The 21862-nt window shown below is 70.8% G+C and carries 19 protein-coding genes; 16 read left to right on the top strand and 3 right to left on the bottom strand.

Annotation, left to right across the window (positions count from 1 at the left end):
* Positions 1-179 precede the first annotated feature (179 nt).
* Positions 180-1595, top strand: a complete 1416-nt coding sequence (hydA, locus tag ACFSCV_RS18155) for a dihydropyrimidinase (RefSeq protein WP_378800984.1) — start codon at positions 180-182, stop codon at positions 1593-1595.
* A 4-nt stretch (positions 1596-1599) separates the two neighbouring features.
* On the opposite strand, the gene ACFSCV_RS18150 is transcribed toward hydA, so the two are convergent.
* The gene (locus ACFSCV_RS18150; protein WP_378800983.1) at positions 1600-2106 is read right to left on the bottom strand and encodes an ureidoglycolate lyase; all 507 of its coding nucleotides are present in this window, start codon (positions 2104-2106) and stop codon (positions 1600-1602) included.
* A gap of 195 nt (positions 2107-2301) precedes the next feature.
* Between ACFSCV_RS18150 and ACFSCV_RS18145 the strand changes: the two genes are divergently transcribed.
* The 5 genes from ACFSCV_RS18145 (at position 2302) to ACFSCV_RS18125 (ending at position 7905) form a co-directional block, all read left to right on the top strand.
* Positions 2302-3912, top strand: a complete 1611-nt coding sequence (locus ACFSCV_RS18145; protein WP_378800982.1) for an ABC transporter substrate-binding protein — start codon at positions 2302-2304, stop codon at positions 3910-3912.
* A gap of 87 nt (positions 3913-3999) precedes the next feature.
* Positions 4000-4953 carry an ABC transporter permease gene (locus tag ACFSCV_RS18140; RefSeq protein WP_103119931.1) on the top strand — a complete coding sequence of 318 codons (954 nt, stop codon included), beginning with the start codon at positions 4000-4002 and terminating at the stop codon, positions 4951-4953.
* A gap of 2 nt (positions 4954-4955) precedes the next feature.
* Positions 4956-5855, top strand: coding sequence for an ABC transporter permease (locus tag ACFSCV_RS18135; RefSeq protein ID WP_378800981.1), 900 nt, complete (start codon positions 4956-4958; stop codon positions 5853-5855).
* Positions 5852-6904: an ABC transporter ATP-binding protein gene (locus tag ACFSCV_RS18130; RefSeq protein WP_378800980.1), complete on the top strand. Its 1053-nt coding sequence runs from the start codon at positions 5852-5854 to the stop codon at positions 6902-6904. Before ACFSCV_RS18135 ends, ACFSCV_RS18130 begins: the two co-directional genes overlap by 4 nt.
* Positions 6901-7905, top strand: coding sequence for an ABC transporter ATP-binding protein (locus tag ACFSCV_RS18125; RefSeq protein WP_378800979.1), 1005 nt, complete (start codon positions 6901-6903; stop codon positions 7903-7905). The genes ACFSCV_RS18130 and ACFSCV_RS18125 overlap by 4 nt, the downstream gene beginning before the upstream one ends.
* 11 nt (positions 7906-7916) lie before the next feature.
* Here the strand turns inward: ACFSCV_RS18125 and ACFSCV_RS18120 are convergent, their stop codons facing one another.
* Positions 7917-8576: an aspartate/glutamate racemase family protein gene (locus tag ACFSCV_RS18120; protein ID WP_378800978.1), complete on the bottom strand. Its 660-nt coding sequence runs from the start codon at positions 8574-8576 to the stop codon at positions 7917-7919.
* A 22-nt stretch (positions 8577-8598) separates the two neighbouring features.
* Between ACFSCV_RS18120 and ACFSCV_RS18115 the strand changes: the two genes are divergently transcribed.
* The 8 genes from ACFSCV_RS18115 to ggt all read left to right on the top strand — a co-directional run bounded on the left by ACFSCV_RS18115 (position 8599) and on the right by ggt (position 18580).
* Positions 8599-9870 (top strand): allantoate amidohydrolase, encoded by a 1272-nt coding sequence (locus tag ACFSCV_RS18115; RefSeq protein ID WP_378800977.1) that lies wholly within the window; start codon positions 8599-8601, stop codon positions 9868-9870.
* Positions 9857-11080, top strand: coding sequence for a M20/M25/M40 family metallo-hydrolase (locus ACFSCV_RS18110; RefSeq protein ID WP_378800976.1), 1224 nt, complete (start codon positions 9857-9859; stop codon positions 11078-11080). Before ACFSCV_RS18115 ends, ACFSCV_RS18110 begins: the two co-directional genes overlap by 14 nt.
* A 363-nt stretch (positions 11081-11443) precedes the next feature.
* Entirely contained in the window at positions 11444-13039 is a 1596-nt protein-coding gene (locus tag ACFSCV_RS18105) for an ABC transporter substrate-binding protein (protein ID WP_378800975.1), read from the top strand.
* On the top strand, positions 13039-13986 hold the full coding sequence (locus tag ACFSCV_RS18100; RefSeq protein WP_378800974.1) for an ABC transporter permease: 948 nt from the start codon (positions 13039-13041) through the stop codon (positions 13984-13986). The genes ACFSCV_RS18105 and ACFSCV_RS18100 overlap by 1 nt, the downstream gene beginning before the upstream one ends.
* Positions 13986-14876 carry an ABC transporter permease gene (locus ACFSCV_RS18095; protein ID WP_378800973.1) on the top strand — a complete coding sequence of 297 codons (891 nt, stop codon included), beginning with the start codon at positions 13986-13988 and terminating at the stop codon, positions 14874-14876. Before ACFSCV_RS18100 ends, ACFSCV_RS18095 begins: the two co-directional genes overlap by 1 nt.
* A gap of 3 nt (positions 14877-14879) precedes the next feature.
* Positions 14880-15887 carry an ABC transporter ATP-binding protein gene (locus ACFSCV_RS18090; RefSeq protein ID WP_378800972.1) on the top strand — a complete coding sequence of 336 codons (1008 nt, stop codon included), beginning with the start codon at positions 14880-14882 and terminating at the stop codon, positions 15885-15887.
* Entirely contained in the window at positions 15884-16882 is a 999-nt protein-coding gene (locus ACFSCV_RS18085; protein WP_378800971.1) for an ABC transporter ATP-binding protein, read from the top strand. Before ACFSCV_RS18090 ends, ACFSCV_RS18085 begins: the two co-directional genes overlap by 4 nt.
* A 108-nt stretch (positions 16883-16990) precedes the next feature.
* On the top strand, positions 16991-18580 hold the full coding sequence (gene ggt, locus ACFSCV_RS18080) for a gamma-glutamyltransferase (protein WP_378800970.1): 1590 nt from the start codon (positions 16991-16993) through the stop codon (positions 18578-18580).
* 227 nt (positions 18581-18807) lie between these two features.
* On the opposite strand, the gene ACFSCV_RS18075 is transcribed toward ggt, so the two are convergent.
* Positions 18808-19482 (bottom strand): adenosylcobinamide amidohydrolase, encoded by a 675-nt coding sequence (locus ACFSCV_RS18075; RefSeq protein ID WP_378800969.1) that lies wholly within the window; start codon positions 19480-19482, stop codon positions 18808-18810.
* A 45-nt stretch (positions 19483-19527) separates the two neighbouring features.
* Between ACFSCV_RS18075 and ACFSCV_RS18070 the strand changes: the two genes are divergently transcribed.
* Both ACFSCV_RS18070 and ACFSCV_RS18065 read left to right on the top strand, forming a co-directional pair.
* Positions 19528-20511, top strand: a complete 984-nt coding sequence (locus tag ACFSCV_RS18070) for a phosphotransferase enzyme family protein (protein WP_378800968.1) — start codon at positions 19528-19530, stop codon at positions 20509-20511.
* Positions 20512-20539: 28 nt separating this feature from the next.
* Positions 20540-21859, top strand: a complete 1320-nt coding sequence (locus ACFSCV_RS18065) for an aspartate aminotransferase family protein (protein ID WP_378800967.1) — start codon at positions 20540-20542, stop codon at positions 21857-21859.
* Positions 21860-21862: the final 3 nt, after the last annotated feature.

Below are 21862 nucleotides of genomic sequence, written 5' to 3'. Positions count from 1 at the left end.
ATTTCGGAAAGCTGAACCCGCTCTTTTCGCTTTGAGCGCATGGCCGGGTGACGCGGGCGCGCGCTCGGCTTAACTTGCGCCCGAAAGCCTTCTCAATCGGCGTCCGATCCCATCGGCGGCCTTCGGCGCTTTCGCCGACAGAGGCCGCCGAGCGCCGCATTTCCGTGCCTGGAGCGTTCATGTCCTTCGACCTCTTGATCAAAGGCGGCGTCGTCGCCACGGCCTCCGACGTGTTCCGCGCCGACATCGGCGTGCGCGACGGCGTCATCGCGGCGCTCGGCCTCGATCTCGGGGCCGCGGACGAGGTGATCGACGCCTCCGGCAAGCTCGTCCTTCCCGGCGGCATCGACAGCCACGTCCACATCGCGCAGCCGAGCGGCGACGGAATCGTGATGGCGGACGACTTCGAGAGCGCGACGCGCTCCGCCGCCTTCGGCGGCAACACCACCGTGATGCCGTTCTGCATGCAGGAGCGCGGCACGCCGCTGCGCGCGACGCTCGCCGACTACCACGCCAAGGCCGACGGCGAGTGCTTCGTGGACGTCAGCTTCCACCTCGTCATCTCCGAGCCGAACGCCCAAACGCTCGGCCAGGACCTGCCGGCCCTGATTGAGGACGGCTACACCTCGTTCAAGGTCTTCATGACCTACGAGGGCCTCGCGCTCGACGACATGGAGATGCTCGAGGTGATGTCGACCGCGCGCGAGACCGGCGCGCTGGTGATGGTGCACGCCGAGAACTACGACGCGATCCGCTTCCTCGCCGACCGGCTGGAGCGCGCGGGCAAGACCGCGCCGTTCTTCCACGGCCCCTCGCGCCCGATCCCGGTGGAGCGGGAGGCGACCCACCGCGCCATCAGCCTGGCCGAGATCGTCGACGTGCCGGTCGTCATCGTCCATGTCTCGAACCGCGAGGCGATGGAGGAGATCGCGCGGGCGCGGCGGCGGGGCCTGAAGGTCTACGGCGAGACCTGCCCGCAATATCTCGTCCTGACCGAGAAGGACATGGACGGGCTGAACATGGAGGGCGCCAAGTACGTGTGCAGCCCGCCGCCCCGCGACGAGGCGCACCAGCAGGCCTGCTGGGAGGGGCTCGAACAGGGGATCTTCGACCTGTTCTCCTCCGACCACTGCCCGTTCCGCTACGACGACCCCAAGGGCAAGCTCAACCCGAAGGCCCGCACCAGCTTCCGCTGGGTGCCGAACGGCATCCCGGGCGTGGAGACCCGGCTGCCGATCCTGTTCTCGGAGGGGGTGTCCAAGGGACGCATCACGCTGCAGCAGTTCGTGGCGCTCTCGGCGAGCAACCACGCCCGCATGTACGGCCTGACGCGAAAAGGCTCGATCGCCATCGGCATGGACGCCGACATCGCGATCTGGGACCCGGAGCGCGAGGTCGTCATCAGCCAGAGCCTGCTGCACCACGGACCGGACTACACGCCTTACGAGGGCATCCCGGTGAAGGGCTGGCCGGTCACGACGATCGTGCGCGGCAAGCCGATCGTGCGCGACGGCGCGCTGGTCGGCGCGAAGGGCCAGGGCGGCTACGTCGTGCGCGAGCGGTCCGCCTACGCCCGGCCCAAGACAAGACCCTGACGGCTCAGAAGCCCTCGACGAACAGGGGCTCGCCGAGCCGGACCTCCTCGGTGTCGCGGCCGTCGCCGGCCTCCCACATCCACATCGCGAACAGCGCCTCGGCGTCGAAGGCGACCAGCGGCAGGTGCCACACCCCGCGGGCGTAGTGCACGCCGGTCGTCGCCGGCGCGACGAAGGCCTGCGCCTTGGCGACCAGCGGCGCCCCGTCGGGCCCGGACGGCGCGACCACGACGAGGTAGTCGCGCGCGACGATCGGCGTGAAGCTCTGGCTCGAGCGGGGGTGGCGCTCCAGCACGTCGATCGCGAACGGGCGCGGGGACGGCGCGATCCGGTAGAGCGCGAGGCGCGCCTCGGGCGCGTCCTCGGCGCGGTCGAGCGCGACGATGTCGTCGTGACGGGTCGCGCGGCCGCCGTTCACGGGCCGCGACGGGCCGGAGCCGATCGCGATGGGGGCGCCGAACGGGGCGAAGGCGGCCGCCGTCAGCGATCGGGGACGGAGCGTGGGCGTCACGACGGCCTGCGCTCCGGCGCGAGATCCGGCGCCGCGCTTTGGAACTGACCAAAGCGCCTGTTTTTTATGCAGCGCTGTTTTGTCTTGGCCATTGGTCGAACACCTCCTCCCCGGAGCCCACCTGCTGGCACGCGCCTTGCTGCGTCGCACCAAGCCCCCGGCGAGCCGGGGCGGACCGCAGGAGAAACGTACGAAATGATCCGGAAGACTTTGTCGCGCGCCGCGCTCGCCGGCCTAGCCGTAATGGGGAGCTGCCTAGCGGCCCACGCCCAGGGCACCCTCAGGATCGGCATGACCGCGTCCGACATCCCGCTGACGACCGGACAGACCGACAACGGCGGCGAAGGCATGCGGTTCATGGGCTACACGGTCTATGACGGGCTCATCAACTGGGATCTGACCAGCGCCGACAAGCCCTCCGACATCACGCCCGGCCTCGCCACCGAATGGGGCATCGCGCCCGGCGACGAGAGCAAGACGAAGTGGATCTTCAAGATCCGTCCCGGCGTGAAATTCCACGACGGCTCGGACTTCACGGCCGAGTCGGTGGTCTGGAACCTCGACAAGCTGATGAAGACGGACGCGCCGCAGTACGACCAGCGCCAGTCGGCGCAGGGCAAGTCGCGCATTCCGGCGGTCGCCTCCTACCGCGTCGTCGATCCGATGACGGTCGAGATCGTCACCAAGGCGCCCGACGCCACCCTGCCCTACCAGCTCGCCTGGATCATGATGTCCTCCCCCGCCCAGTGGGAGAAGCTCGGCAAGAGCTGGGAGGCCTTCGCCAAGACGCCGTCCGGCACCGGTCCGTGGAAGCTGACCGGCTTCGCGCCGCGCGAGCGCGCCGAGATGGTTCCGAACAAGGAGTACTGGGACAAGACCCGCGTCCCGAAGCTCGACAAGCTGATCCTGATGCCGCTGCCGGAGCCGAACGCCCGCGTCGCGGCGCTGCGCGCCGGCCAGGTCGACTGGATCGAGGCCCCGGCGCCGGACGCCGTGGAGTCGCTGAAGGGCGCCGGCTTCCAGATCGTCACCAACGCCTACCCGCACAACTGGACCTGGCACCTGTCGCGCGTCGAGGGTTCGCCGTGGAACGACATCCGCGTGCGCAAGGCCGCGAACCTCGCCATCGACCGCGAGGGCATGAAGGAGCTGCTGTCGGGCATGATGATCCCGGCGCAGGGCTGGCTGCCGCCCGGGCACCAGTGGTTCGGCGAGCCGACCTTCAAGGTCACCTATGACGTCGAGCAGGCCAAGAAGCTGCTGGCCGAGGCCGGCTACGGGCCGGACAAGCCGATCCGGACCAAGATCCTGATCTCGCCCTCGGGCTCCGGCCAGATGCTGCCGCTGCCGATGAACGAGTTCATTCAGCAGAGCCTCGCCGAGGTCGGCATCATGGTCGACTACGAGGTGGTCGAGTGGAACCAGATGATCAACATCTGGCGCGCCGGCGCGAAGGACCCCTCCGCCCGCGGCACCACGGCGATCAACTACTCCTACTTCATCCAGGACCCGTTCAGCGGCTTCATCCGGCAGACCCAGTGCAGCCTGTCGGCGCCCGCCGGCGTGAACTGGGGCTACTACTGCGATCCCGAGACCGACAAGCTGTTCGACGAGGTGCGCAACACCTTCGATCCGGCCGCCCAGACCGCGATCCTGAAGAAGGTGCACGAGAAGTTCGTCAACGACGCGCTGTTCCTGTTCGTCACCCACGACGTCGCCCCGCGCGCCATGAGCGCCAAGGTGAAGGGCTTCGTGCAGGCGCAGAACTGGTTCCAGAACTTCGGGACCATCACGGTCGAGCCGTAACGGCCGACGACACGCAGGGCCGCACCCCCCGGCCGCCTCGGCCGGGGGGAAAGCCGAGCCGCTCGTCCGCGTCGGAGAACTGACCTCATGCTGCTCTACATCCTGAAGCGGATCGTCTACGTCGCGCCGGTCGCGCTCGGCGTCAGCCTCGTCTGCTTCATGCTGGTCCACCTCGCGCCGGGCGACCCGCTCACCGCGATCATGCCGGTGGACGCCACCGCCGAGCAGCAGGCGGAGATGCGGACGATCTACGGCTTCGACCGGCCGCTGCCGGTGCAGTTCGGAATCTGGCTCGGCAAGGTGCTGACCGGCGACCTCGGCGTCTCGATCGCGACCGGGCGGCCGGTGCTCGGCGAGGTGGCGCGGGCGGTCAAGAACTCGCTGATCCTCGCCGCCGTCGCGACCCTGATCGGTTTCGCGCTCGGCTCGTTCTTCGGCTTCGTCGCCGGCTACTTCCGCAACAGCGTGATGGACCGCCTCGCCTCGGCGGTCTCGGTGCTCGGCGTCTCGGTGCCGCATTACTGGCTCGGCATGGTGATGGTGATCATCTTCTCGGCCCAGCTCAATTGGCTGCCGCCGACCGGCGCGGGGCCCGGCGGCTCCGCCGACTGGCGGCCGGACTTCGAGCATCTGCGCTACATCATCCTGCCCGCCATCACGATGTCGGTGATCCCGATGGGCATCATCGCCCGCACCGTGCGGGCGCTGGTCGCCGACATCCTGTCCCAGGAGTTCGTGCAGGCGCTGCGCGCCAAGGGCCTCGGCGAATGGGGCGTGTTCAAGCACGTCGTCACCAACGCCGCGCCGACCGCGCTCGCCGTCATGGGCCTGCAGCTCGGCTACCTGCTCGGCGGCTCGATCCTGATCGAGACCGTGTTCGCCTGGCCGGGCGCGGGCTTCCTGCTCAACGCCGCGATCTTCCAGCGCGACCTGCCGCTGCTGCAGGGCACGATCCTCGTGCTGGCGATGTTCTTCGTGAGCCTCAACCTGATCGTGGACGTCGCCCAGACGGCGCTCGATCCGCGCATCCAGAGGGCATGACGATGGCCGCCGTCGCCGACAGCCTCTCCGCCCCCTCGCCCGCCCCGGTCGAGATCCGCGCCAGCCGCGGCTACTGGAGCAGCGTGCTCCTGCGCCTCAGGCGCGATCCGGTCGCGATGGTCGCGCTCGCCGTGATCCTTCTGATCGTGCTCGCGGCGATTTTCGCGCCGTGGATCGCGCCCGCCGACCCGTTCAAGGGCTCGATGATCCGCCGCCTCCGGCCGATCGGGACGCCGGGCTATCCGCTCGGCTCCGACGAGCTCGGCCGCGACATGCTGAGCCGCCTGCTCTACGGCGGCAGGCTGTCGCTGTTCCTCGGCGTCATGCCGGTCATCCTCGCTTTCGGCATCGGGTCCACCATCGGTATCGTGGCCGGCTATCTCGGCGGCTGGATCAACACGGTGACGATGCGCACCATCGACGTGTTCTTCGCGTTCCCGTCGGTGCTGCTCGCGATCGCGCTGTCGGGCGCGCTCGGCGCCGGCATCCTGAACTCGATCGTGTCGCTCACGGTGGTGTTCGTGCCGCAGATCGCCCGCGTCGCGGAAAGCGTGACGACCCAGATCCGCACCCGCGACTATGTGGAGGCCGCGCGCATCTCGGGCGCGAGCGGCTTCACGATCGTCCGGGTGCACGTGCTCGGCAACGTGCTCGGGCCGATCTTCGTCTACGCCACCAGCCTGATCAGCGTGTCGATGATCCTCGCGTCGGGCCTCTCGTTCCTCGGTCTCGGCGTGCGCCCGCCGGAGCCGGAATGGGGCCTGATGCTGAACACGCTGAGGACCGCGATCTACAACCAGCCGCTGGTCGCCGCGCTGCCGGGGGTGATGATCTTCCTCACCTCGATCTCGTTCAACCTGTTCTCGGACGGCCTGCGTTCGGCCATGGAGGTCCGCCAGTGATCATCGGCGCCCCCACCCCGCCGCCCGGCGGCTTCCCCCGCGACCGGGGCGGCCCCGGCCAGCCGCTGCTGTCGGTGAAGGGCCTCGTCAAGCACTTCGGCGTCAAGAAGGGCTTCCTGACCAAGGCGGGCCCGATCGTGCGCGCGGTCGACGGCGTCGACTTCGACGTCGCCAAGGGCGAGACGCTCGGCATCGTCGGCGAGTCGGGCTGCGGCAAGTCGACCACCGCGCGGCTCGTCATGCAGATCATCGCGCCCGACGCCGGCGACATCCTGTTCGACGGCGAGCGCGTGGGCTCCCAGGCGCTCAGCCTGAACGGCTTCCGCAAGCAGGTGCAGATGGTGTTCCAGGACAGCTACGCGTCCCTGAACCCGCGCCTGACCGTCGAGGACACAATCGCCTTCGGCCCGAAGGTGCACGGCGCGAGCCGGCGCGCGGCCACGACCCGCGCCCACGACCTGCTGCACCGCGTAGGCCTCGAGCCCGCCCGCTTCGCGGGCCGCTACCCGCACGAGCTGTCGGGCGGCCAGCGCCAGCGCGTCAACATCGCCCGCGCGCTCGCGCTCGATCCCCGGCTGCTGATCCTCGACGAGGCCGTCTCGGCGCTCGACAAGTCGGTCGAGGCGCAGGTGCTGAACCTGCTGCTCGACCTCAAGGACGAGTTCGGCCTCACCTACATGTTCATCAGCCACGACCTCAACGTGGTGCGGTTCATGTCGAACCGGGTGATGGTGATGTATCTCGGCAAGGTCGCCGAGTTCGGGCCGTCCGAGGCGCTGTTCGAGACGCCGAAGCACCCCTACACCGGCGCGCTGCTGGCCTCGATGCCCTCCATGGACCCCGACGCGCGCACCGAGACCGCGCCGCTGACCGGCGATCCGCCCAACCCGATCAACCCGCCGCCGGGCTGCCGGTTCAACCCGCGCTGCGCAAAAAGCGCGGCGCTGTGCGGGCACAAGGAGCCGACCCTGCTCGACGCCGGCGTGGACCACCGGGCCGCCTGCTGGCTCGTCGACCCCGCCTCCGGCCATCCGAGGATCGCGGCATGAGCGCCATGGCGAAGATGGTCGACGTCCAGGGCCTGACCGTGGACTTCAAGGGGCCGAAGGGGCCGATCCGCGCCGTCGACGGCGTCGATCTCGATCTCCGGCGCGGCGAGACCGTGGCGCTGCTGGGCGAATCCGGCTCCGGCAAGAGCGTGACGCTGCGCTCGCTGATGCGGCTCCACCCCTCCTCCGCGAAGATCGGCGGCAAGGTCGAGGTCGACGGCCGCGACGTGCTGAAGATGGGATCGCGCGAGCTCGCGTCCTTACGCGGCCCCGTGGTCTCGATGATCTTCCAGGACCCGGGGCTGGCGTTCGACCCGGTCTACCGGATCGGCGACCAGATCGTCGAAGCGGTGCGGCGGCACGAGAAGCTGTCGAAGGCGGAGGCGCGCAAGCGCGCGCTCGAGCTGTTCGAGCGGGTGCGCATCCCCTCGCCCGACAAGCGGCTCGACAACTACCCGCACGAGATGTCCGGCGGCATGCGCCAGCGCGCCATGATCGCGCTCGCGCTGGTCTGCCGCCCCAAGGTGCTGCTCGCGGACGAGCCCACGACCGCGCTCGACGCCACGGTGCAGATCCAGGTGCTGCTGCTGCTGCGCGAGCTGCAGCGGGAGCTCGGCCTCGCGGTGGTGTTCGTGACGCACGACATCGGCGTGGCGGTCGAGGTCGCCGACCGCATCGCCGTGATGTACGCCGGCCGCATCGTCGAGATGGGCCCGTGCCGGGACGTCATCCGCGATCCGCGCCACCCCTACACGCAGGGGCTGCTGCTGTCGCGCGCGAGCCACGCCCCGACGCCGGGCGCGCGCCTCGCCGCGATCCCCGGCGCGCCGCCGGACCTCAGCGACCTGCCGCCGGGCTGCGCGTTCCGGCCGCGCTGCGGGCATGCGATCGACGACTGCGCGGAAACCGCGCCGCCGGCCGCCGACGTCGGCCCCGCCCATTTCGCGCGCTGCATCCGCACGCGCCGCGCGGCGGAGGCGTTCGAATCCGTGACCGCGTGATGGCCCGCCGCTCAGCCGCCGCGCGCCGCCGCGATGGCCGCGTCGACGGCGGCCGCGACGCCGTCGAGCACGGCGACGTCCGCCGCGTTCGCGATCTCGGCCGCGAAGCCTGCGAACGGCGCGCCGCCGAGCAGCACCGCCTCGGCGCCGTCTTCCACGGCGCAGGCGCGGACGGCCGCCAGCACCTCGTCGCGGTGGCGCGCGCGGTCGGCGATCAGATCGCGCACGCCGGCGCGGACGAGCCGCATTCCGCCAAGCTGCGGCGCGAGCCCGAGTTCGCCGATCCGCGCCCGCACGGCGTCCGCCATGGCGGGGCCGGCGGTGACGAGGCCGAACCTCCGGCCTCCCGCGGCCGCAGCCCGCAGGCCCGCGCGCCCGAACCCGACCACCGGCATGATTCGCAGCGCTTCGGCCTCCTCGAAGCCCGGATCGAGGAAGGCCGCGACGATCACGGCGTCGCAGGTCCGGTGGGCGTCCACCGCCTCCGCCACGGCGCGCGCGGCGACCTGCGCCTCCTCAGGCGTCTGGATTCCCGGGGCGCCGAAGGCGGCGGTGACGGCCACGATCGCGGCCTTTTCGCCCGCGCGGCGGCGGGCTTCCGCGGCCAGCAGCGCGGTCACCGCTTCCGCGGTGTTGGGATTGACGAGTAGGATGCGAGCTTGGCCCGACACGACGCCCCTTCCCGATCGCTTCATGCCCACAGCACCTAGCACGACTCCCGCGCCCGCCGGCATGGCGCGACGCATCTGCGAACGCGTGGACGCGCTCGCGGCGATCTCGGCCGACGTCGGCGCGATCACGCGCGTGTTCATGAGCCCGGAGCAGACGCGCGCCACCGAGCTAACGCTCGGCTGGATGGCGGACGCCGGCATGACGACCCGTGTGGACGCCATCGGCAACGTCATCGGCCGCTACGAGGGCGCGACGCCGGGCGCGAAGGCGATCCTCGTGGGGTCGCATCTCGACACCGTGCGCAACGCCGGCCGGTGGGACGGCATCCTTGGCGTCGTCACCGCCATCGAATGCGTCGCGGCGCTTGCGGCGGAGGGCGTACGCCTGCCTTACGCCGTCGAGGTGGTCGGCTTCTCCGACGAGGAGGGCACGCGCTTCGGCGCGACCATGCTCGGAAGCCACGCGCTCGTCGGCGACTTCGCGCCCGAGCTGCTGCGGCTGCGCGACAACGACGGGATCAGCATGGCGGACGCCATGCGGGCGCGGGGTTTCGACCCCGACAGGATCGGCGAGGCCAAGCGTTCGGCCGAAGACTTCGTCGCCTATCTCGAGCTGCACATCGAACAGGGCCCGACGCTGCAGGCCTACCGCTTACCCGTCGGCTGCGTCGGATCGATCTGCGGCGCGACGCGGCTTGCGGTGACGCTCACCGGCACGGCGAGCCACGCCGGCACCACGCCCATGAACCACCGCGCCGACGCGCTGGCGGGGGCCGCCGCGAGTGTGCTCGCCGTCGAGCAGGCGGCGACCGCGAGCCGCGGGCTGGTGGCGACCGTCGGCAAGCTCGCGATCGAGCCCGGCGGCGCGAACGTCGTGCCGGGGCTCGCCGCCTTCACCGTCGACGTCCGCGCGCCGACCGACGGCCAGCGGCTGCAGACGCTGCGGCGGATCGAGGAATCCATCATGGCGATCGCCTCGACGCGCGGCCTCGGCGTGTCGATCGCGCGCATCCACGACGAGCCCGCGGCGGCCTGCTCGCGCGACCTGCAGAACCGCATCGACGCCGCCATCGCCGAGTTCGGCCTCGAGCCGCTCCGGCTCGCGAGCGGCGCCGGCCACGACGCCATGGTCATGGCCCGCATCGCGCCCATGGGAATGATCTTCGTGCGCTGCCGCGACGGGATCAGCCACAACCCCGCCGAACACGCCGAGCCGGCGGACGTCGAGGCCGGGGCCGTCACCCTTTTCCGCGTCCTGAAGAGTTTCGAGACCCGTCCTGATGTCCTCGACTGAAACCGTGATCGCCCGGATCGACGCCCTGCGCGACGCGCAGACCGCCTTCCTGGCGGAGCTCGTGAAAACGCCCTCCGACAACCCGCCCGGCGACTGCGCAGCCCACGCCGAGGTCGCGGCGAAGGCGCTGGAGGCGCTGGGCTTCGAGGTCGAGCGCCATCCCGTGCCGGCGGAGACGGTGCAGGCGGCCGGCATGATCTCGGCCACGAACCTGATCGTGCGACGCCGCTTCGGCCCCGGCCCGACGCTGGCGCTCAACGCCCATGGCGACGTCGTGCCGCCCGGCGAAGGCTGGACCGCCGACCCCTACGGCGCCGAGATCCGCGACGGCGTGATGTATGGCCGCGGCGTCGCGGTCTCGAAGTCGGACTTCGCGACCTACGCCTTCGCGCTGAAGGCGCTGATCGAAACGGAGGCGCCGCTCAACGGGACGGTCGAGCTGCACCTCACCTATGACGAGGAGACCGGCGGCCTCGTCGGGCCGGGCTGGATTCTCGAACAGGGCCTGAGCAAGCCGGACCTCGCGATCAGCGCCGGGTTCTCCTACAACGTCGTGGTCGCCCACAACGGCTGCCTCCATCTCGAGGTCGAGGTGAAGGGACGCTCGGCCCACGCCGCCCGCCCCGACACCGGCGTCGACGCGCTGGAGGCCGCGACCGGCCTGCTCTCGAAGCTCTACGCGCTGCGCGAGACCTACAAGGCCACGGTTTCGGCGGTGGACGGCATCGAGAGCCCGACGCTGGTCGTCGGCCTGATCGAAGGCGGCATCAACACCAACGTCGTGCCGGACCTCGTCCGTTTCCGCATCGACCGCCGCATGATCCCGGACGAGAGCCCCGAGGCCGCCGAGCGCGACCTGACCGCCTTCATCGAGCAGGCCGGCGCCGAGCTTCCGGGCGTGGAGGTGACCGTCCGGCGCATCCTGCTCGCGCGTCCGCTCCAGCCGCTTCCCGGCCACGAGCGCCTCGTCGACACGATCCGCAAACACGCGCGGGAGATCATCGGGGAGGACATTCCGGCGAACGGCGTTCCGATCTACACCGACGCCCGGCTCTACACCGGCGTCGGCGTGCCCACGGTGCTCTACGGCGCGGGCCCGCGCTCGCTGCTCGAGGCGAACGGCCACCGCGCCGACGAGAAGCTGGTGCTGGACGACCTCAACAAGGCGACCAAGGTCGTCGCGCTGGCGATCGCCGACCTGCTGGCCTGAGAGCCCTGGCCATTCGACGTCGCCGTCACGCCGGAGCTTGTCTCGGGCGTGGGCGAGCTGAACGTTCGCGACTTCGCCGAGGAAAGTCATGGGCGCCCGGAGCCGCCGGGCGTGACGGCGCGCGAGACCAGCCCTCCGGCGTCCTCCGAGGCCGGCCCAGAGGCCGCCTTCGGCCGCCGCGCGCATCCGACCTCCGTCGTACGTCCTTGTGCTTAGATTTTACGCCCGGCGCCCACACATTGGGACGCGACGGATTTTCCTCCGAAGAAACGCAGCATACGTCGCATGGCATGCCATTTGCTGACATGCAACGCGACGGCTCCGGCGGGGCCGCTGGATTTTTGAATCGGAGACGGCGGAACGATGGTTGACCACAAGGCGATCCTGACCGAGCGCGTGCTCGGAGGGCTCAATCGGCGCGACCTGATGAAGGGTCTCGGCGCCGGCGCGATCATCGCGGCCGGAGCCGGCCTCTCGACGCGCGCGAAAGCGGCCGGCGGCGAAATCCGCCTCGCCTGGGTCGACCATATCGACACGCTCGACCCGCACTTCACCGGCTTCCTCGGCGCGGTGAAGGTCCACAACAACATCTACAACGGCCTGCTGAAGGTCGAGTACGACGGCGAGCGCGTCTCGTTCGTGCCGGACCTCGCCGAGACCTGGGACGTGCTCGACGAGAAGGTCCACGTCTTCAAGCTCAAGCCGAACGTGAAGTTCCACGACGGCACGCCGTGCGACGCCGAGGCGGTGAAGTGGAGCGTCGAGCGGGTGTGGAAGGGCGAGCCGAAGTCGCCGCACGCCTGGAAATTCAAGGCGCTCGAGAAGGTCGAGGTGGTCGATCCCCTCACCGTCCGGCTCATCTTCAGCCGGCCCTACGCCTTCCTTCCGGTCGCCCTCACCGGCTCCACCGGCCGCGCGGGCACGATCGTGTCGCCGACGGCGGTGCAGAAGTACGGCGCGAATTTCGGCCGCAACCCCGTCGGCACCGGCCCGTTCAAGTTTGTGAGCTGGCGCGAGAACGACTCGGTCGTGCTGGAGAAGAACCCCGACTACTTCGAGGCCGGCCTGCCGAAGCTCGACAAGGTCACCATCCTGATCATGAAGGAGGCCTCCGCCGCGATCGCCGCCGTCATGTCCGGCCAGGTCGACGGCATGAGCGACAGCCCGGTGCAGTTCATCCCGCAGCTCAAGGCGAACCCTAACCTGCAGGTGCTGGGCGAGATCGAGGGCAACTACGTCTACATCGCCATGAACTGCAAGAAGGGCCCGTTCGCGGACATCAACTTGCGCCGCGCGGTCGCCTTCGCGCTCAACCGCGAGCAGATCATCAAGCAGGCGTTCTTCGGCCAGGGCATTCCCGCCTACACGCCGATCTCCCCGCCCATGACCGACTTCTACGACAAGAACATCGCGGAATCCGGCCGCGGCCAGCGCTTCGACCTCGCCAAGGCGAAGGAGTTCCGCGCCAAGTCCGAGACCAAGGGCGTGATCGAACCGATCTTCGTCGTCACCGAGGAAGGCACCTACGGCACCCGGCTCGCCCAGACCGTGCTGCCGATGCTGGCGCAGATCGACATCAAGCCGAAGCTGCAGCTCGTCGAGCGGGCGAACTGGGTCAGCCGCCGCAACTCCGGCGACTTCGACATGTTCGACTTCAACTGGTGGGCCGATCTCGATCCGGACGAGACGCTGTTCCCCGAGTTCCGCACCGGCCAGGCCTGGAACTATCCCGGCTGGTCGAACGCGCGCTTCGACGCCTGCGTCGACGAGGCCCAGATCGTCCTCGACGTGGAGAAGCGCAAGGCGCTCTACAACGAGGCCTGCGACATCATCATGGACGAGGCGCCGATCGCGATCACCTCGCACATGCCGGTGTTCAAGATTTTCGCCAAGAAGGTGACGGACTTCCGGTACATCCCGGTCGACAGCCTCAACCTGCACACGGTGAGCCTGGCCTGATGGCCTGGTTCGCAGCCAGGAAGGTCCTCCAGACCCTCATGGTGCTGCTGATCGTTTCGGTCGCGAGCTTCAGCCTGCTGAAGCTCGCGCCGGGCGACCCCGTGCAGCTCATGCTCGGTTCGGAGTACTCGCCCGAGGCGCACGCTTCGCTGATGGCGCAGCTCGGCCTCGACCGTCCGGTCGCGGAGCAATATCTGCGCTGGCTCAGCGGCTTCGTCGTCGGCGACTGGGGCACGTCCTTCATCAGCAAGGCGCCGATCTTCCAATACGCCTTCATGGAGGCGCTGCCCGTCACGCTGACGCTCGCGGCCTCCGCTCTCGCGCTCGCGGTTCTGATCGGCGTGCCGCTCGGCGTGCTGTCCGCGACCCGCAAGGACACCGGCTGGGACGCCGCGGTCGCGACGCTGACGCTGACCGGCACCTCGTTCCCGAGCTTCTACCTCGGCATCCTGCTGATCTGGATCTTCGGCGTGAAGCTCGCGCTGTTCCCGACGCTCGGCTTCGTCGCGCCGTGGAACGACCTCTGGGGCGGGATCGTGCACATGACGCTGCCGGCGATCACGCTCTCCACCTACTTCCTCGCCATGATCGTGCGGCTCACCCGCGCGAACCTGATCGAGGCGCTGGAGCAGCCCTATGTCGCGGCGGCCCGCGCCCGCGGCGAGCCGCGCTGGCGCGTGGTGTGGGTCCATGGCCTGCGCAACGTCATGCTTCCGCTCGTCACCATTCTCGGGCTGCAGCTCGGCGCGCTGCTGCAGGGCGCGGTGCTGACCGAGACGGTGTTCTCGCTGCCCGGCGTCGGCCAGATGATGACGAGCGCGGTGCTCAACCGCGAATACGGCGTGGTGCAGGCCGGCGTGATGATGACCGCCTGCCTGTTCGTGCTGACCAACCTCGCGGTCGATCTCGCCTATCCCTATCTCGATCCCCGCCTGAGGCCCCGCTGATGGCCGACGTCACGCTTCCCGCCGCCGGCGTCCGCCGCCGGCCGGCGACCCTCGCCGCGGTCTGGGCCTACGCCCGCTCGCACGTGTGGTTCCTGATCGCCTGCGCGGTGGCGCTCGCCTACGTGCTCGCGGCGGCCTTCGCGCCCTGGGTCGCGCCGCATGCGCCGACGGATCAGGACATGGTGAACTTCATGTCGCCGCCGGCCTGGGGACCGCATCTGCTCGGCACCGACAGCTTCGGGCAGGACCTGCTGTCGCGCACCATCTACGGCGCGCGCTACGCGCTGGCGATCGGTCTCGGCGCGGTTGCGATCGGCGCGTTCGGCGGGCTCGTCGTCGGCATGGCGGCGGGACTCTCCGGCGGCGCCGTCGAATGGGCGCTGATGCGCTTCGTCGACGCGCTGCTCGCCCTGCCCTCGCTGATCATGGCGATCGCCTTCATCTCGATTCTCGGCCAGGGCGTCGACAAGGTGATCCTCGCGGTCGGCGTGGCGCTGATCGGTCCGTTCTCCCGCACCGTGCGCGGCGACGTGCTGCAGGTGAAGGCGCAGGCCTTCGTGGAGGCCGCCGGCCTCATGGGCGTGAAGCGCCTCATGGTGGTGTGGCGGCACGTGCTGCCGAACGTCATCTTCCCGCTCGCGGTGCAGGCCACCATCCGCGTGTCCTACGCCATCCTCGTGTCGTCGGGCCTGTCCTTCCTCGGCATCGGCGTGACCCCGCCGACGCCGGACTGGGGCCTGATGATCGCGGAAGGCCGCAGCTTCGTCAGCTTCGCGCCCTGGATCGCCGGCGTGCCCGGCGCGGCGCTGGCCATCCTTCTGATCGCGCTCAGCGTCGTCGGCGACGGCGTGCGCGAGCAGTTCGACCCCAAGCTCAAGAAGGAGGCGTGACCCATGGCCGCCGCCCTCGCCCTTCCCCTGCCCGAGCCTGTCGGAGCGCCGCCCGCCGCGGCGCCCGCCGACGCGCTGCTGCGGGTCGAGCACCTGTCGCTCACCCGCGGCGAGAAGCTGATCCTCGACGACGTCTCCTTCGCGCTGAAGCAGGGCGCGACGCTCGCGCTCGTCGGCGAATCCGGCGCCGGCAAGTCGACCATCGCGCTCGCCCTGATCGGGCTGCTCGCCGGCCCCAAGGTCGGGATCGACGGCCGGATGCTGTTCGACGGCGCCGACCTCGCCAAGACCGGCGAACGTGACTGGCTTCGCTTGCGCGGGCGGAGGATCTCCATGATCTTCCAGGACGCCTCCTCCGCGCTGAACCCCTGCTTCACGGTCGGCGCGCAGCTGATGACGCCGCTCCGCCGCCTGCTTGGCCTGTCGAAGGCGCAGGCCCGCAAGCGCGCGGTCGAGCTGCTCGAAGGCGTCGGCCTCAGCGACGCCGAAAGCCGCCTCGACGCCTATCCGCACCAGCTTTCCGGCGGCATGCAGCAGCGCGTCATGATCGCGATCGCGCTGTCGACCAACCCGGAGCTGCTGCTCGCCGACGAGCCGACCAGCGCGCTCGACGTCACCATCCAGGCGCAGATCGTGCGCCTGATCCTCGACGAGACGCGCAAGCGCGGCGCGTCCTGCATCTTCGTGCTGCACGACCTCGCGCTGGCGAGCCAGGCCTGCGACGAGATCGTGGTGCTCTACGGCGGGCAGGTGATGGAGGCCGGCCCCGCCGAGACCGTGCTGCGCGAGCCGCTGCATCCCTACACCGTCGGGCTCAAGGCCTGCGTGCTCGAGATCGACACCGAGGAGCTCGAGCCGCTGCCGAGCGGCTCGCCGTCCTTCGCGTCCAAGCGGCCGGGCTGCCGCTTCGCGCCGCGCTGCGCCTCGGCGATCGAGAAATGCGCCGCCGAGAAGCCGCCGCTCATAGAGACGCGCGGGCGCCGGCTCGCCTGCTGGAACCCCGTGGCATGAGCGCGACCTCGACCGACATCTTCCGCCTGCTCGACGTCGAGAAGACCTACGACGTCGGCCGCGCCTCGGCCTCGCTGTTCGGCAAGGCCAAGCGCCGCAAGCTCTCCGCGCTCGACGGCGTCCGCCTGACGGTCAAGCCCGGCGAAAGCCTCGCGCTCGTCGGCGAAAGCGGCTCCGGCAAGACCACGCTGCTGCGCGTGCTGCTCGGCCTCACCGCGCCCACCGACGGCCGGGCGCTGTTCCGCGAGAAGGAGATCGCCGAGCTCAAGGGCGAGGACCGCGACCGCTTCGCCCGCGACGTGGCGCTGATCTACCAGGACGCGCGCGGCTCGCTGAACCCGCGCATGACCGTGCTCGACCTCGTGGCCGAGCCGCTCGACCATCACGGGCTCTGCCCCCGGGCCGAGCGGCGCGACCGCGTCGCGGCGCTGCTCCAGCGCGTCGGGCTGCCGGCGGAGATGATGGGCCGCTACACCTCGGCGCTCTCGGGCGGGCAGGTGCGGCGCGTCGCGATCGCCCGCGCGCTGGCGTCGAACCCCTCGGTGCTGGTGGCGGACGAGGCGGTGTCCGGCCTCGACGTCTCGACCCAGGCGCAGCTTCTGAAGCTGCTGCGCGACCTGCAGCGCGACATGGGGGTGAGCCTCGTCTTCATCACCCACGATCTCGGCGTCGCCGCCTATCTCTGCGAGCGCATCGCGGTGATGTATCTCGGCCGCATCGTCGAGACCGGCGCGACCCGCGAGGTGCTGACCGCGCCGGCGCACCCCTACACCCGCGCCCTGCTGAACGCCTCGCCGAAGTTCTTCGCGCCGATCGCCGAGCCTCTGCCGGGCGAGATCCCGAGCCCGATCGACCTGCCGAAGGGCTGCCGGTTCGCCGGCCGCTGCGTCGAGGCGCGGGACGACTGCCGCCTGACCGATCCGGCGCTCCAGCCCGACGGCGCGCGCGCCTTCGCTTGCCTGCATCCGCTCGACCGGCCCCGCGCCCTCGGCTGATCGGCGCTTGCGGTCGAGCGCGTCCGGCGCCTTCCTTGGCGTCCGGACCGATACCCTTTACCTGCCGCCGGAGCTTAACCTCCGGAATCGACGCCCAAGGACAATGCGATGAGAGACCTGTTCCGCCCCGGCCGCAGCCCGATGCTGGCCCCGAACGCCGCCATCGCGACCTCGCATCCGCTTTCGACCGCGGCCGGCCTCGCCGTGCTGCGCGAGGGCGGCAACGCCATCGACGCCGCCCTCGCCGCGGTCGCGACCCAATGCGTGGTCGAGCCGGCGATGACCGGCATCGGCGGCGACTGCTTCGTGCTCTACGCCCCCGCCGGCGGGGAGGTGATCGCGCTGAACGGCAGCGGCCGCGCGCCGAAGGCCGCCACCGTCGAGGCGCTGAAGAGCGCCGGCCTGACCGACGAGATTCCCCAGATGAGCCCGCACGCCGTCACCGTGCCGGGGGCGATCTCGGCCTGGACGAAGCTGCACGCCGACCACGGCTCGCTGCCGCTCGACCGCCTGTTCCGCGACGCCATCGCCTACGCCGAGACCGGATACCCCGTCACCCAGCGCGTCGCCTACGACTGGGTGAAGAGCGTCGACGTGCTGAGCCAGGACGAGGGCTCCGCCGCGGCCTATCTGTTCGCGGGCGCCGCGCCGCGCGCCGGCGCGAAGGTGGCGAACCCCGCGCTCGCCGCGACGCTGAAGGCGATCGCGAAGGACGGCGCCAGCGCCTTCTACACCGGCGCCGTGGCCGAAAGCCTCGTCGCCCGGCTGAAGGCGCTCGGCGGCCTGCACACGCTCGACGACTTCGCCGCCGGCCAGACGGTCGCGGACTACGTGACGCCGATCCACGCCAGCTACCGCGGCTACGACGTCTACGAGTGCCCGCCCAACGGCCAGGGCGTCGTCGCGCTGATGATCCTCAACATCCTCGGCGGCTTCGACCTCGGCCCGGACGTCTCGACGGCGGAGCGCGTGCATCTGCACGCCGAGGCGACAAAGCTCGCCTACCACCATCGCGACCACCTGCTCGCCGACGCCGACCACATGCCGCATCCGGCCGCGACGCTGCTCGCCGACGACACCACCGCCAGCCTGCGCCGTCGCCTGTCGCGCGAAGCCGCGCAGGAGGCGACGCTCTGGACCGAGCCCGAGCATCAGGACACGGTCTATCTCTGCGTCGTGGACGGAGACGGCAACGCCGTGTCCTTCATCAACTCGATCTTCAAGTCGTTCGGCTCGGCGCGGCACGATCCGAAGACGGGCGTGCTGCTGCACAACCGCGGCTCGTCCTTCCGCCTGATCGAGGGCCATCCCAACGCGATCGGGCCCAACAAGCGGCCGATGCACACCATCATTCCGGGCATGCTCCGGAAGGACGGCCAGACCGTCGCGCCGTTCGGCGTCATGGGCGGCCACTACCAGGCGGCCGGCCAGGCGGCTCTGCTGTCGGGGATCATCGACCGCGGCCTCGACGTGCAGGCCGCGATCGACGCGCCGCGCTCGTTCTCCTTCGACGGCGTGCTCGAGGTCGAGCCGACCATCGACCGCGAGACCGTCGGCGAGCTGGAGGCGCTCGGCCATGTGGTCGAGCCGGCGGCGGGCCCGATCGGCGGCGCGCAGGCGATCTGGATCGACCGCGAGGCCGGCGTCCTCCACGCCGGCTCCGACCCCCGCAAGGACGGCCTGGCGCTTGGGTTCTAGCGTCGGATCTCGTCGAAACACGGCGTCATGGTCCGGCTTGACCGGACCATCCATGCCGGACGTCGGGCGCTACGTCGACGATGGGTCCTCCGGTCAAGCCGGAGGGCGACGAACGGATTGGGCTGCGCCTTGTCGATCGCAACGGGGCGCCACCATGAGCCGTACGGCCTCGTTGGGGCGCGTGAGCAGGACGGCGTGAGCGATCCGGGGCCGTCAGGCGTCCAAAACTATCCGGCCTCGCGTTCCGCGAGCCATTCGCGGCCGCCGGCCGATATGGCGCGGTATGTCGCGGCGCCGATCGCCGCGCCGATGTCGGTGTGGAGGCCTGCGAAACGGGCGCCTTCGCCCTCCTCCGCCGGCGCCGCGATCACCACGCAGTCGGTTCCGGTTCCGGTCGCGACGCCGCCGGCCACGTGCCAGCCCAGATCCATCACCGCCGCGGTCCGGGCCTCGATCGCGATCGACAGCGCCTCGACCAGCGCCGCCTGCGACAGCGGCGTCGACACGGCCGTCAGCAGGTTGATGGTGCCGATATGGCCGGGCCCCGGCGCCTCGCCGACCCGCGCCGCGTTCGACAGGCCGACGGTCGCGAGCGAGCGGGCGACGACATCCCCGAAGGCCGCTTCGCCCACATGGGCGCGGCGCACGTCGCGCGAGGTCATCATCGCGACCGCGTCGCCGAGCCCCTCGTCCGCGAGCCTTCCCTTCAGCAGCGCGAAGGCGTCCACCTCCTGCGGCAGGTCGGCGTTGCGCACCTCGAGCCATGCTACTCGCCGCGCCTCGCGGAAGCCCGGCTTCTCCATCGCCCAGCTCAGCATGGCCTGCGGCCGCCCGAACGCCGCCACGAGCCACGGCCGCGCGATCGTCACCGCGAACAAGGCGTCGTCGGTCCGTTGCGTCATGGCCGCCCCCGTGAAACCCTTCCGCGCGTCCCCGGCGAGGCCCCGATGTACGACGACGCCTTCCTGAACCGCCTCGAAACGGGGCTGCGGAGCGCGCTGCCGCTCTGGGGGCTCGCCGCTGACGCGCCGCTGCGGCTGCTGACCATCTCCGAAAACGCCACCTTCCTCGCCGAAGCCCCCTCGGGCGACGCCGTCGTGCTGCGGGTTCACCGGCCGGACTATCACACCAGCGACGAGATTCGCTCCGAACTCGCCTGGGTCGACGCGCTGCGCGCCGACGGCGTCGCGCCGACGCCCGAGCCGATCCGGACCGTTGACGGCGGCCTGCTCGGCGGCTTCGAGGACGACGGCGCCGTCCGTCATGTCGCGGCCTTCGCCTTCATGAGCGGTCGGGAGCCGGAACCTGGAGACGATCTCGCGTCGTGGTACGCGACGCTCGGCCGGATCACCGCGCGGCTTCACGGCCACGCCCGCGGCTGGGGGCGGCCGGAAGGCTTCCGGCGCAAGACGTGGGACTTCGACGCCATGCTCGGAAGCCGGCCGCTCTGGGGCGACTGGCGCGCAGGGCTCGGCCTCGACGGCCCCGGCCGGGCGCTGCTCGAGCGGACGGCGGAGGCGCTGAAGCGCCGCGTCGCAGCCTATGGCGCAGCCCCCGAGCGCTTCGGGCTGATCCACGCCGACCTCAGGCCCGCGAACCTGCTGGTGGACGGCGAGCGGCTCGGCCTGATCGATTTCGACGACTGCGGCTTCAGCTGGTTCATGTACGACTTCGCGGCCTCCGTCTCCTTCATGGAGCACGAGCCTTTCATTCCGGAGCTGCAGGAGGCCTGGCTTTCGGCCTACGCCCGCGTGACGCCGGTCGGCGCGGAGGACGTCGCCATGATGCCGACCTTCCTCATGCTGCGGCGCATGCTGCTGACGGCGTGGATCGCCTCCCACGCCGAGACGCCGACCGCGCAGAGCATGGGCGTTCCCTACACCCACGGCACGCTCGCGCTGGCCGAGCGCTATCTGACCCGCCACGCCTGATCCGGCGCCAAGGCGAAGGATGTTCGCGATGACCGCTTCGAGCCGCCAGATCCTCGCCCTCAACGCCTTCGACGCCGAGGCGCCCGGCGCCCTGCCGCCGGCGACGCAGGCGCTGGTCGAACGCCGGCGCCGCACGTTCGGCCCGACCTCGGTGCTGTTCTACGACGAGCCGCTGCACGTGGTCGCGGCGGAGGACGTCTGGATCGAGACCGCCGACGGCCGGCGCTATCTCGACCTCTACAACAACGTGCCCTCGGTTGGGCATTCGAACCCGCGCGTCGCCGCCGCGATCGCCGCGCAGGCCGCGAAGTTCAACACCCACACCCGCTATCTCTACGAGATCACGCACGACTACGCCGAGCGGCTGCTCGCGACCTTCCCCGCCGGGCTCGACCGGATCGTCTTCACCTGCACGGGGAGCGAGAGCAACGACCTCGCGCTCCGGATCGCCGCCGCCGCGACGGGCGCGCGCGGCGTGATCGTCACCGAGGCGGCCTATCACGGCAACACCGCCGCCGTGACCGAGGTGTCGCCGTCGTCGCGGCCCTCCGCCGCGCTCGCGCCGCATGTGCGCGCCGTGCCGGCGCCCGCCGGCGAAGGCGACGTCGGCGGACGCTTCGCCGCCGCGGTCGAGGAGGCGATCGCGAGCCTCGCCCGCGAGGGCTTCGGCGTCTCCGCGCTGCTAGTCGACACGATCTTCTCCAGCGACGGCGTGTTCGCCGACCCGCCGGGCTTCCTCGCGCCCGCCGTGGACGCCGTGCGCGCCGCCGGCGGGCTGTTCATCGCGGACGAGGTGCAGTCCGGCTTCGGCCGCACCGGCGCCGCCATGTGGGGGTTCCAGCGCCACGGCGTGACGCCGGACATCGCCACCATGGGCAAGCCGATGGGCAACGGCTTCCCCGTCGCGGGCGTTGTGGCCGGGGCCGACCTGATGGCGCGCTTCGCGGCGGACGTGGGGTACTTCAACACCTTCGGCGGCAATCCGGTGGCGGCGGCGGCCGGTCTCGCCGTGCTGGACGAGATCGCCGACCGCGGCCTCGTCGCGAACGCCGCCGACGTCGGCGGCCACATGAAATCGCGCCTCGAAGCCTTGCGCGGGCACCGCCCCGTCATTCACCAGGTGCGCGGCTCGGGACTCTACCTCGGCGTGACGCTCGCCGACGCCGACGGCGCGCCCGAACCGGCCGCGGTGACGCGCGCGATCAACGGCCTGCGCGACCGCGGCGTCCTGATCGGGGCCGCAGGCGGGCGCGGCGAGGCGCTGAAGATCCGCCCACCGCTGACGCTCGCCCGCGAGCACGCCGACATGCTGGTCGACGCGCTGGAGGCCGTGCTCGCCGCCGGCTAACGG

Origin of the sequence: Methylopila henanensis, assembly GCF_042681025.1 — a bacterium.
Classification (GTDB): Bacteria; Pseudomonadota; Alphaproteobacteria; order Rhizobiales; family Methylopilaceae; genus Methylopila; species Methylopila henanensis.
The sequence above is the reverse complement of the archived record's forward strand: the minus strand, read 5'-3'. Positions and strand labels throughout refer to the sequence as shown.

What these genes read in the sequence shown, in the direction of transcription:
- ACFSCV_RS18095 (WP_378800973.1), top strand. Translation starts at nt 13,986, where the DNA reads ATGGCCGACGTCACGCTTCCCGCCGCCGGCGTCCGCCGCCGGCCGGCG.
- ACFSCV_RS18090 (WP_378800972.1), top strand. Translation starts at nt 14,880, where the DNA reads ATGGCCGCCGCCCTCGCCCTTCCCCTGCCCGAGCCTGTCGGAGCGCCG.
- ACFSCV_RS18070 (WP_378800968.1), top strand. Translation starts at nt 19,528, where the DNA reads ATGTACGACGACGCCTTCCTGAACCGCCTCGAAACGGGGCTGCGGAGC.
- ACFSCV_RS18125 (WP_378800979.1), top strand. Translation starts at nt 6,901, where the DNA reads ATGAGCGCCATGGCGAAGATGGTCGACGTCCAGGGCCTGACCGTGGAC.
- ACFSCV_RS18145 (WP_378800982.1), top strand. Translation starts at nt 2,302, where the DNA reads ATGATCCGGAAGACTTTGTCGCGCGCCGCGCTCGCCGGCCTAGCCGTA.
- ACFSCV_RS18100 (WP_378800974.1), top strand. Translation starts at nt 13,039, where the DNA reads ATGGCCTGGTTCGCAGCCAGGAAGGTCCTCCAGACCCTCATGGTGCTG.
- ACFSCV_RS18105 (WP_378800975.1), top strand. Translation starts at nt 11,444, where the DNA reads ATGGTTGACCACAAGGCGATCCTGACCGAGCGCGTGCTCGGAGGGCTC.
- ACFSCV_RS18135 (WP_378800981.1), top strand. Translation starts at nt 4,956, where the DNA reads ATGGCCGCCGTCGCCGACAGCCTCTCCGCCCCCTCGCCCGCCCCGGTC.
- ACFSCV_RS18085 (WP_378800971.1), top strand. Translation starts at nt 15,884, where the DNA reads ATGAGCGCGACCTCGACCGACATCTTCCGCCTGCTCGACGTCGAGAAG.
- ACFSCV_RS18065 (WP_378800967.1), top strand. Translation starts at nt 20,540, where the DNA reads ATGACCGCTTCGAGCCGCCAGATCCTCGCCCTCAACGCCTTCGACGCC.
- hydA (WP_378800984.1), top strand. Translation starts at nt 180, where the DNA reads ATGTCCTTCGACCTCTTGATCAAAGGCGGCGTCGTCGCCACGGCCTCC.
- ACFSCV_RS18075 (WP_378800969.1), bottom strand. Translation starts at nt 19,482, where the DNA reads ATGACGCAACGGACCGACGACGCCTTGTTCGCGGTGACGATCGCGCGG.
- ACFSCV_RS18110 (WP_378800976.1), top strand. Translation starts at nt 9,857, where the DNA reads ATGTCCTCGACTGAAACCGTGATCGCCCGGATCGACGCCCTGCGCGAC.
- ACFSCV_RS18140 (WP_103119931.1), top strand. Translation starts at nt 4,000, where the DNA reads ATGCTGCTCTACATCCTGAAGCGGATCGTCTACGTCGCGCCGGTCGCG.
- ggt (WP_378800970.1), top strand. Translation starts at nt 16,991, where the DNA reads ATGAGAGACCTGTTCCGCCCCGGCCGCAGCCCGATGCTGGCCCCGAAC.
- ACFSCV_RS18115 (WP_378800977.1), top strand. Translation starts at nt 8,599, where the DNA reads ATGCCCACAGCACCTAGCACGACTCCCGCGCCCGCCGGCATGGCGCGA.